We start from the raw sequence: 9,469 nt of genomic DNA on the forward strand, positions 1-9,469 counted from the left end.
CTACCGCTGAGGAATTCCCATACACAATTCGTTGTGTATCTGAAATCACAGAATCTAACGGTTCTAGCTCAATGGCAAGTGTTTGCGGAAGCAGCTTGGCAATGATGGATGCGGGTGTACCTTTAGCTGCGCCAGTTGCGGGTATCGCAATGGGCTTGGTTAAAGAAGGTGATGACTTTGCCGTTCTGACTGATATCTTGGGTGATGAAGATCACTTAGGCGATATGGACTTTAAAGTAGCGGGTACTGACGAAGGTATTACTGCTTTGCAGATGGATATCAAGATCGAAGGTATCAATGAGCAGATCATGGATATCGCACTTAAGCAGGCACACGATGCTCGTATTCATATTCTTGGTGAAATGAACAAGGTAATTGATGCATCTCGCGAGAACTTGTCTGACAAGGCTCCTGCAATGCGTACCATGAGTGTTCACGCTGACAAGATTCGTGACGTTATCGGTAAAGGTGGTGCAACGATCCGTTCTATTACTGAACAGACTGGTGCATCAGTTGATATCGAAGATGACGGTTCTATCAAGGTATTTGGTGAAGACAATGCGAGTGCTCAAGCAGCTATCGATATGATTATGGGTATCACTGCTGAAGCTGAAATTGGTCAGGTTTACGAAGGTAAAGTTGAGCGTATCGTTGATTTCGGTGCATTCGTTAATATCTTGCCTGGTAAAGATGGCTTGGTTCATATTTCTCAAATCTCAAATGAGCGTGTTGAGAAAGTAACTGATGTTCTTGAAGAGGGTCAGATGGTTAAGGTTAAGGTTCTAGATGTCGATAACCGAGGCCGTATCAAGCTAAGCATGAAAGAATTAGCTGAAGCTGAATAAGCTTTAGTGATGAAACTTAGGTCACTTGCAGTGCATTGAGTGGCCATTAAAGGAAGGGAGGTTTGAAAACCTCCCTTTTTTTATGCTTAAAATACCTTCAATAAAAAAGAGTAGGAAACAGTGAGAGGCGGTAATGGTGGAAAATTATTCTAAGCAAGGGCAGGCGCTGGAGGCCTTTCTCATCAAACATCTCCCGCTGGCTCGTGCCGCCCAGGTTTCTATTGATGCCTATGATGGCGAAACACTAAAGGTCAGCGCACCGTTATCAGAGAATATTAACGATAAAGGCACCGCTTTTGGTGGAAGCTTATACAATCTCTGTGTGATCGCCGGTTGGGGAATGACTCAGCTTAAAGCTGAAGCGCTAGGGCTTAAGGGAGATATCGTTGTTGCCAAGGGGGAGATCAACTACCTTCGGCCACTGAGAGGCCGGCTTGTCGCCACGGCTTATGCACCTGCACCCGAAATCTTGGAAAAAGCTCAGCACCATCACACCGGGCTTGGAAAATCGGTCTTCCATATTGAGGTGAGCGTCCCGGACGAGAATGGCAAAACCTGCGTTAAGTTTAGCGGTAAGTACGCAGTATTAGCCGCTCAAACTTGATGATAGTGTTTGATAACGTGATGGATGGCCTGACACAGTTTTGCTAGTTCATCATCACTCATGATATAAGGCGGCATGACGTAAACGAGTTTACCAAAGGGCCGCACCCAAACACCTTGCTCAACGAAGCGGCCTTGTATCTCAGCCATATTGACGGCTTCATATAATTCGACAACACCGATTCCACCCAAGACACGTACTTCATTTACGCTGTCTAGCTTGGCGCATGGGCTTAAGCCTTGTTTTAGCTTGGTTTCGATATTAGCTAAACGATCTTCCCAAGGCGAGTTTAAAAGCTGCTTTACGCTTGCCAATGCTACAGCGCAAGCGAGAGGGTTGGCCATAAAGGTTGGGCCGTGCATGAAAACGCCTGGGTTACCTGAGCTGATGGTATCACTGATATGTCTCGTCGTAAGCGTCGCCGCGAGGGTCATGTAGCCACCGGTGATGGCTTTGCCTAGGCATAAAATGTCGGGTGTTACCTCGGCATGTTCACAGGCGAAGAGTTTTCCGGTACGGCCAAAGCCGGTAGCAATTTCATCAAAAATTAGCAGAACGCCAAACTCATCTGCAAGTTTACGAGCTTCTCTCAAATAGGACTCAGAATAAAAGCGCATTCCCCCGGCACCTTGAACGATAGGCTCCATAATAATGGCTGCGGTATCTTGGTGGTGGTTCTCAAGCGCTGCTCTAAGGGCTTGCTTGTCATGTTCATTGCAGGCTTCACCTGGCTTAGATGTGGGTGCTGGAACAAAGAACTGCTTGGTTAAGGTTTCTGAGAACAGTGAGTGCATACCGTTTATCGGGTCACACACCGACATGGCCGCAAAGGTGTCGCCATGATAGCCATTAAGTAGCGAGATAAAGCGTTGCTTCTTGGGTTTGCCTTGGTCATGCCAGTACTGAATTGCCATTTTCATGGCGACTTCAACGGCCACAGAGCCTGAGTCGGCGAAGAATACAGCCTCTAATTCTTGAGGGCTGATCTCAACCAGGAGTTTGCTTAGCTCGATGGCTGGATCGTGCGTGAGACCGCCAAACATGACATGAGACATTTTGTCGCATTGTGCTTTTAGGGCTTCATTTAGTGTAGGGTGATTATAACCATGAATGACGCTCCACCAGGACGCCATGCCGTCTATTAGCTTTGTTCCGTCTTTTAGCTTGAGTGTGCAACCTTGAGCTGATTCGACATGAAAAATCTTATGGGGTGCACCAATTGCACTGTAGGGGTGCCAGATATGTTGGCGGTCGATCTCAAGGGCAGTTAGCGTGGTGCTGTCGCTCATAGCTTATATCTCTGATTCAAATTTATCATGCCAGTTTAAATGATATGGTTTCGTTCAGGTAGTTTCTATTTTTTTATTGGTCTAGACGTAATCAGCAGAGGGTTTCAGCTCTCGCATGAGTATATCTCGTGCTAACCCGCTAGCGAGCCATGGAAGGCTCTACCTACAATAATAGTATAACCTCATATCTGTAGGCAGAGGGTTCCACCCCTCGCTGAGTCTACCCCGCGCTAACCCTGCCAGCGAGACGAGGGAATGTATGTTTTCGATTGAGAAACCCTTTTTCTTACTCTTAAAAATAATGAACCAGAGAAAAACTGGAGGAGTGCTGATAGGCTTGTTCTTTGGTTTGTTGCTGATAAAAGCTGTGGTAAGCCGTTTGTGCCCGGATTTGCCATTGAGCACCAAGGTTGAAGCTAAAGCCAAGCTCAATATCCAAGCGCTTGAACTTAGCGCCGAAGAGATCAAAGGGGCGATAGGCTTCTAGCTTTAGGTTCCAGTCTTCATGCTGGCTTAGCCAGCCAAGTCGGGGGCCTGCTGCTAACCAGTAGCCTTTATCGATATCATTATCGAGATTCAGTTCTCCGTCAGTAAGGATGTATAGACGCTGCCCAAGATATTCGTAACTCAGCCCTCCACCAGCATTCAAAAAACTGCTTAACTCTTCAGGGGCGCTGCGAGGTCGATAAAAACCGGTCGCAACATGCCAGGAAATCGGTGTAATAAGCTGATTGCGTGGCGTGTAGGAGGCAATATCTATGAGCTTTAGTTCTTGGATTCGAGTTTTTGTATCGCCGTTCATTTCGGTACGACGAACTTTCATGTTAAGCATTTCAAGTTTAGCACCCTGAATATAGCCAGGTAAGGCATCCAACTGATCGTGGTATGCAGCTCGAATCTCTAGTTGCTGGAAATGATTGCTGCCGTCATAACCGCCCGCTAGCATCAAACGGCGTGAGTCGTGCCCTTGGTCATCGCGATACTTGGGTGTTGGAAAGTCTGGAAATACTTTAGTCTTATCGATCTTACTTCTAGTCGAAAGTAATTCAATCGTTCGTTTGCCAAGGTGTGGAAGATCTGATTTTTTTCTCACTGCTAGGTAGCGGCTGTATTGGTGGGCCAGCTCTAGAACCTGTGCCTGGCTCTCAGCGTTTAATTGTTGCAACTGAGTTTTTGAAAGCTTGCTGTCTTCAACCAAGTGCCTGGCAAGGCGAATTTCATCATCGCTTAGATTTTCGATCATCTGGGTCATCAGGCTTAAGGTGGAAGGGCGGAAACGCGCGTGCTTTACCGCTCCTGCTTGTTCAACGGCGCGTACTGTATCGGAAGGGATTGCGCTGAGTTTGAAGGCGTCGACGAAGTTAAAGCGTTCGCTGGCTGCATCCAATAAGGTGAGTAATTGATAGGAGCAGTTTTCATCGACAAAATAATAATCAAAATGAACCGTTCTTATTTCCCAGGCGTGTCGGACAAACTGTTCGACCTCTTCTTGTGTTAGATCTAAAGCGTATTCCCAAACGTCGCGTGACTCCAGGTGGCTGTATTCTTTGACTTTTTCATAGTAGGGGAGAATTGTAAAGACACCGGGGTAGCCACCGGAAAGACCTTTATAGGTAAAGACTAGCTCGTTATCGTCAGGATTAGCATTCGCTGCAAAATTGATGCTGTAGTCTAGTAGTGCATTACTGCCAGAGGCACGATCTATACGAATAAAGGTATGCCCGAACATTGAGGAAGGGCTATTTAGATAGGCTGCCGGGAAGCTCAAAGTTAAGCTTTCCGGATCGATCTTGGCGAACCAGTCCTTATAATCTGGGCACTTGGCTTCGGTGAAGTTCAATTCAGGGAGTTGTTGTTTTAGCCAATGAAAACGAGCTGGGAACTGGCAAATAAGCTCAGGGTCGCGGCTACCGCCAGTAAACGCATTAATATTAGCCTTGAGCTCAGACTTTGGCGAGTACTTTCCGTCTGGAGCGATAAAAAAACTGTCGTCATCAACCTGACTTTCAAATCGCGGAATAAAGCCTATTTGGTGAAAATGAAGAAGGTCGAGCCATTGTTCATTATCCGCTAGGGAAGTAAGTTTTGAATCTGGTATCGTTTGCGCGAGAGAGTTAAAGCTTAGACAGGCAAGAAAAGCTACATTCACCAGAATGTAATGGTAAGGGCAGTGCATGATATCTCTCGTTAGGGTGAATGCCGGTCTTTTAACTGGCACAAAAAAAGGGCATCAAATTGTGCCCTTTTTTAGATTCTAGATCTAGCGTAAGCGTAGATTAAACGAGGCTAATTAGCCTAGGTATTTAGCAAGAGTCTTGTTCTGGCTCATTACGCTAACCAATGCTTGGTATGCGTCACCAGAAGTTGTTGCTTCAGACATAAAGATTTGGTCAAAGCTTGCTTTCAATGCAGCATTGAATGTAGCAGCATCTTCTTTAGCAACGCCAACAAGTTCAGATAGTGCAGCAAGTGTTTCACCTTCACCAATTGCAGTGTCTTGAGCCAGTTGGTCAAGGTTTTTATCTATAAAAAGGGATACTTGGACTTTTAGAGGGCCGTTTGCATCTTCACAGCCAAGTGTGCCTGAGGTCATAGCAAAAGTTTGGCTGGCTATTCCGTTAGTTGTTGCGGCAAGAACGTGCTCATGCCATTCATCTGCATTTTTGAAAATAACTTCAGTACCTAAGCCGCACCCTGCAGGACCGTGACCGCCGGCAGCCATTGCAGTAAATGGAGCAGAAAGAATGAATGCACCTAAAATTAGTTTTTTCATAGCAATTCCTTGAATCATTTTTTGTAAGTAACGCCCTTCGATTATAAACAGCGTTATTGGAAAAAGGCAATGTGTTTAGTTTTATACAGCTTACCTTAAGTTTCACATTTTAATAGTGTAGTCGAAGATTTGGAAAAGGGAACAACGGGAGCTTTAATCTGCAGTTTCAGGTCGTGATAAGATTTAACAGCCTCATGAGTCGAGGCTGTTAAACGGGAAGAATATTTATCTAGAACTTCAGATCTGCATGTTGTTCTGGTCTGAGTCTCGGGCCGTACTGACTCACCACTTGAGCTGCGGCTCTGTTAGCAAGCGTTGCTGCTTGGGCAAAGGTTTGGTCATGAGTGATTGCATAAAGAAATGCACCTGCGAACATGTCGCCGGCTCCATTTGTATCGATTGCTTTTGCTTCAACGCCAGCGACTATTGAGATTTCATTGCCGTCATAAACGAGAGCGCCATCTTTTCCTAAAGTAATTGCAAAAGACTTTGCAGTTTCTTTAAGCTTTTCAGCAGCATCTTCGATGTTATTGCTTTGTGTCCAGGCGAGTGCTTCGTCTTTGTTGCAGAATAATAAATCAACCTGTTGGCCGATCATTTCCTTTAGCCCTTCGCCAAAGAACTCGACCATTCCTGGGTCAGAGAGGGAAATTGCCGTTTTTACACCCTGCTGCTCGGCAATTTCCCGTGCTTTGATGGCCGCTTGTTTGCCACTAGGTGATGTAACGAGATAGCCTTCGATATACAGGTATTCAGATTGAGCAATAGCTTTAGCATCAAGCTGTGCTTCATCTAATTCAGCGCTTACGCCCAAGAATGTATTCATGGTTCGTTCGGCGTCAGGGGTAATCATAACCAGACATTTTCCGGTTGTACCATTCGGGTGGGCTTTATCGCTTGTGGTCACGCCCGCTGCTTGGGTATCTTGTTGGAAGAATAGGCCGTTTTCGTCGTCTGATACTTTGCAGGAATAATAGGTCTTGGCACCGAAGTAACTGGCAGCGATAATCGAGTTGCATGCCGAGCCGCCGCTGGCTCTTTTACTACCAACCAAGTGTTCTTTCATTAGCTCTAGTATTTCGGCTTGGCGGGTTTCATCCACCAAGGTCATTAGACCTTTCTCAATATTAGCTTGGGATAGGAATTCATCGGTGACTTCAATTTCAGTATCGACGAGGGCGGCGCCTAAACCATAGACGTGATATTGTTGCATAGTAATTGCCTTGCTAGTTGGCTAATGGTGGTGTCCATTATATACAGCGTCATTTGCGTATGGCAAAGACGATTTATACGCTTGGTGAATAGCCTGCGCGGTAGATAGCATGAAAAAGGATATATGAGGAAGAACCTTGCTTGGAATGAATAGAAATGTATTGGTTTTATTGTTATCTGGTGCGCTGGGCTTGTGTATTGCGCCAATGGTTGTGTTTATCGGTGGTTTGGTCGGGGCATCGCTTGCTCCTGATCCAGAACTTTCCACATTGCCTGTAGCGGGCATTGTTATTGGTACCGCCTGTGCCGTGATTCCGGTCTCGCGTCTAATGCAGCGTTTCGGTAGAAAAAAGATCTTTTTGGCTGCCTCCTTATATAGCGCTTTGGTATCATGTTTTGCTGCGATTTCTATATCTTATGAAAGTTTTTGGTTGTTTTGTTTGAGTACTGTATTGCTAGGTGGTGCCCTGGCCGTTATTCAGCAATATCGTTTTGCGGCAATGGAGAGTGTTGAGCCATATCTGGCACCAAAAGCTGCATCCTTCGTGTTGTTGGGTGGGCTTATTGCGGCGATACTAGGGCCAGAGCTGGCTCATCTGGGGAGGGCGTTGCATGAAGTGCCCTTTTCGGGCTCGTTTACTCTGCTTTCAATTCTTTGTTTATTAAGTGGTGTTGTTATGTTGTTTTTTCAGCCCGTTGTCGTGACAGGGGGTGAGGAAGAACTCGGCGGCCGTCCTTTAATTGATATCATGCATTCATCCTTATTTTGGGTGGCGGTGATGTCGGCAACCATAGGTTATGCGGTGATGAGTTATGTTATGACCGCTACGCCCGTCAGTATGCATGTCATGGAAGGGCATTCTTTAGAAGATACTAAATGGGTTATTCAGAGCCATATTCTTGCGATGTTCTTGCCTTCCTTAGTGAGTGGATATCTGATTTCAAAGTTTGGTGAATATCGCTTGATGCTGGCTGGTTTGGCAGCTTATACGGTGTGTTTGATGATAGCGCTTTCAGGTCAGAATGTGATGCATTATTGGCTTGGATTGGTGTTGCTAGGTATTGGTTGGAACTTTCTATTTGTCGCAGGTACGGTTTTGCTTCCTAAAGTGTACCAACCTGCCGAGAGGTATAAAGTACAGGGTTTTAATGACTTTTTTGTGTTTGTATTCCAGGCTGCGGCATCAATATCTAGTGGAGTAGTTATTTATAGTGTTGGCTGGAATAGCCTGCTTATCTACGCTATTCCGCTAATTTTGGTTCAGATGTTGGTGATCTTTATCTGGAGAATAGGTAAAAGTAAGGAGGGAGAGCTTGTCTAATTATCGCTTTAGTTTTCTTTTGCTTGGAGGTTTAAGTCTGGCTGGCTGCTCCAGCTTGCCGCCTGAACAACCTCAAAATATTTGTAAAATATTCGAAGAAAAGCCAGACTGGCATGATGCCGCGCTCGATGTACGGGAACGCTGGGGAGTCCCTGTTCACATTCCAATGGCCATAATGTATCAAGAGTCATCTTTTAAATACGATGCGGCACCGCCGATGGAGTACTTCCTTGGATTTATTCCTATCGGTCGAGCGAGCGATGCGTATGGTTATTCTCAGGCTAAGACTCCTGTTTGGGGAGAATATGTAGCTGACGCCGGGAGCACCTTTGCAGATCGCGATGATTTTGATGATGCGATTGATTTTGTCGGTTGGTATATGAATCGAAGTAGCAAGATAAACAAGGTTAGTAAATGGGATGCCTACGCACAATACCTAAATTATCACGAAGGGCATGGTGGTTATCGTAGAGCTAGTTATGAAAAAAAACCTTGGCTAAAAAAGGTAGCGAAGAAGGTTGAGGCTCGGGCTAAAAAATATAGTGAGCAATACTGGTCGTGTAAAGATGACTTAAATAGTGGGTGGTTTTAGACAAGATTGATAGGCATAAAAAAACCTCACAAATGCGAGGCTTTTTTATTATTACTTGCGAGTGCTAGATTAAGCTTGCTTACGACGAGCGAAACCTAGACCAGCCAAACCAAGACCTAGAAGAGCTAGAGTGCCTGGCTCTGCAACTGATACTTCGAATGACTGGTGGATGCCGTCACCGCGCGATTCTACGATTACGCCGTCAACATTTTTGTACTTCGTATATGGCTTGCTACCAACTAGAACGTTTGGTGTTGCATAGTTTTGGCCGATGAAGATGCCGAAGTCTTCAGTGCCTGGATCTGTTGTGTTGTCTTCCAGGTCAGCAAAAAGGCTTGAACCCAAGTTAAAGCGAGTAAGCTTTGTGTCTTTGTCAAGGTCAAAGGTAAACCCATCATAGCCATTGCTATTTGTTTTTGCAGTCCAGTTGATAGTATTGCCCCAGTTGCTTGTAGAGGTGTAGTCACTGCCGTCAAAGCTAATGGTTGTAGCTGTAGGAGAGCTGCCATTTACGACTTCGAAGCTACCAAACCATGTGGCGTTTGATGATACATTTGGGCTTCTCCAACGAACATTCCATTGATAGTCATTGCCTTCAGTTGTCCAAAGGTAATAACCGTTTCCTTGTGAGCCAAGGTTGATGTTTGTTGCGGACGTTTCACCAGTGTACTGAGGTGTTGCAAGAGCGCATACAGAGGTAACTGCTAAAGTTGCTGCTGCTAAAAGCTGCTTAAGTTTCATGTAATTTTCCTTATTTGTAATTAAATGACGACTACAAAATAGTCCGTTAATTATAACTGTTGTTCAAAGCATTAGTTGTGCCAATGATCCA

General features: G+C 45.3%; 9 protein-coding genes. 4 read left to right on the forward strand and 5 right to left on the reverse strand.

The features are described 5' to 3' along the window. The coding region (locus A3766_RS15175; RefSeq protein ID WP_156508919.1) for a S1 RNA-binding domain-containing protein at nucleotides 1-845 on the forward strand (845 nt) is incomplete at its 5' end. Between the two features lie 133 nt (nucleotides 846-978). After that, complete coding sequence (locus tag A3766_RS15180) at nucleotides 979-1,449, forward strand: YiiD C-terminal domain-containing protein (RefSeq protein WP_068515199.1); 471 nt, start codon at nucleotides 979-981, stop codon at nucleotides 1,447-1,449. Here the strand turns inward: A3766_RS15180 and bioA are convergent. The 4 genes from bioA to A3766_RS15200 all read right to left on the reverse strand — a co-directional run bounded on the left by bioA (nucleotide 1,440) and on the right by A3766_RS15200 (nucleotide 6,724). After that, nucleotides 1,440-2,738 carry an adenosylmethionine--8-amino-7-oxononanoate transaminase gene (gene bioA / locus A3766_RS15185; RefSeq protein ID WP_068515196.1) on the reverse strand — a complete coding sequence of 433 codons (1,299 nt, stop codon included), beginning with the start codon at nucleotides 2,736-2,738 and terminating at the stop codon, nucleotides 1,440-1,442. The genes A3766_RS15180 and bioA overlap by 10 nt on opposite strands. Before the next feature lie 292 nt (nucleotides 2,739-3,030). Continuing rightward, nucleotides 3,031-4,914, reverse strand: a complete 1,884-nt coding sequence (locus tag A3766_RS15190) for a DUF4105 domain-containing protein (RefSeq protein WP_068515188.1) — start codon at nucleotides 4,912-4,914, stop codon at nucleotides 3,031-3,033. 114 nt (nucleotides 4,915-5,028) lie between these two features. Next, complete coding sequence (locus A3766_RS15195; RefSeq protein ID WP_068515309.1) at nucleotides 5,029-5,511, reverse strand: DUF3015 family protein; 483 nt, start codon at nucleotides 5,509-5,511, stop codon at nucleotides 5,029-5,031. A gap of 229 nt (nucleotides 5,512-5,740) precedes the next feature. Next, a complete protein-coding gene (locus A3766_RS15200; protein WP_068515182.1) occupies nucleotides 5,741-6,724 on the reverse strand; it encodes an adenosine kinase in 984 nt (327 codons plus the stop codon). Nucleotides 6,725-6,869: 145 nt separating this feature from the next. Between A3766_RS15200 and A3766_RS15205 the strand changes: the two genes are divergently transcribed. Together A3766_RS15205 and A3766_RS15210 are read left to right on the forward strand one after the other, a co-directional pair. Further along, nucleotides 6,870-8,045, forward strand: a complete 1,176-nt coding sequence (locus A3766_RS15205) for an MFS transporter (RefSeq protein WP_068515180.1) — start codon at nucleotides 6,870-6,872, stop codon at nucleotides 8,043-8,045. Next, nucleotides 8,038-8,637: a hypothetical protein gene (locus A3766_RS15210; RefSeq protein ID WP_068515177.1), complete on the forward strand. Its 600-nt coding sequence runs from the start codon at nucleotides 8,038-8,040 to the stop codon at nucleotides 8,635-8,637. The genes A3766_RS15205 and A3766_RS15210 overlap by 8 nt, the downstream gene beginning before the upstream one ends. A gap of 69 nt (nucleotides 8,638-8,706) precedes the next feature. On the opposite strand, the gene A3766_RS31215 is transcribed toward A3766_RS15210, so the two are convergent. Beyond that, on the reverse strand, nucleotides 8,707-9,378 hold the full coding sequence (locus tag A3766_RS31215) for a PEP-CTERM sorting domain-containing protein (protein WP_068515173.1): 672 nt from the start codon (nucleotides 9,376-9,378) through the stop codon (nucleotides 8,707-8,709). Nucleotides 9,379-9,469: the final 91 nt, after the last annotated feature.

It is taken from the genome of Oleiphilus sp. HI0132 (genome assembly GCF_001635845.1).

What these genes read in the sequence shown, in the direction of transcription:
- A3766_RS15180 (WP_068515199.1), top strand. Translation starts at nt 979, where the DNA reads ATGGTGGAAAATTATTCTAAGCAAGGGCAGGCGCTGGAGGCCTTTCTC.
- bioA (WP_068515196.1), bottom strand. Translation starts at nt 2,738, where the DNA reads ATGAGCGACAGCACCACGCTAACTGCCCTTGAGATCGACCGCCAACAT.
- A3766_RS15190 (WP_068515188.1), bottom strand. Translation starts at nt 4,914, where the DNA reads ATGCACTGCCCTTACCATTACATTCTGGTGAATGTAGCTTTTCTTGCC.
- A3766_RS15195 (WP_068515309.1), bottom strand. Translation starts at nt 5,511, where the DNA reads ATGAAAAAACTAATTTTAGGTGCATTCATTCTTTCTGCTCCATTTACT.
- A3766_RS15200 (WP_068515182.1), bottom strand. Translation starts at nt 6,724, where the DNA reads ATGCAACAATATCACGTCTATGGTTTAGGCGCCGCCCTCGTCGATACT.
- A3766_RS15205 (WP_068515180.1), top strand. Translation starts at nt 6,870, where the DNA reads ATGAATAGAAATGTATTGGTTTTATTGTTATCTGGTGCGCTGGGCTTG.
- A3766_RS31215 (WP_068515173.1), bottom strand. Translation starts at nt 9,378, where the DNA reads ATGAAACTTAAGCAGCTTTTAGCAGCAGCAACTTTAGCAGTTACCTCT.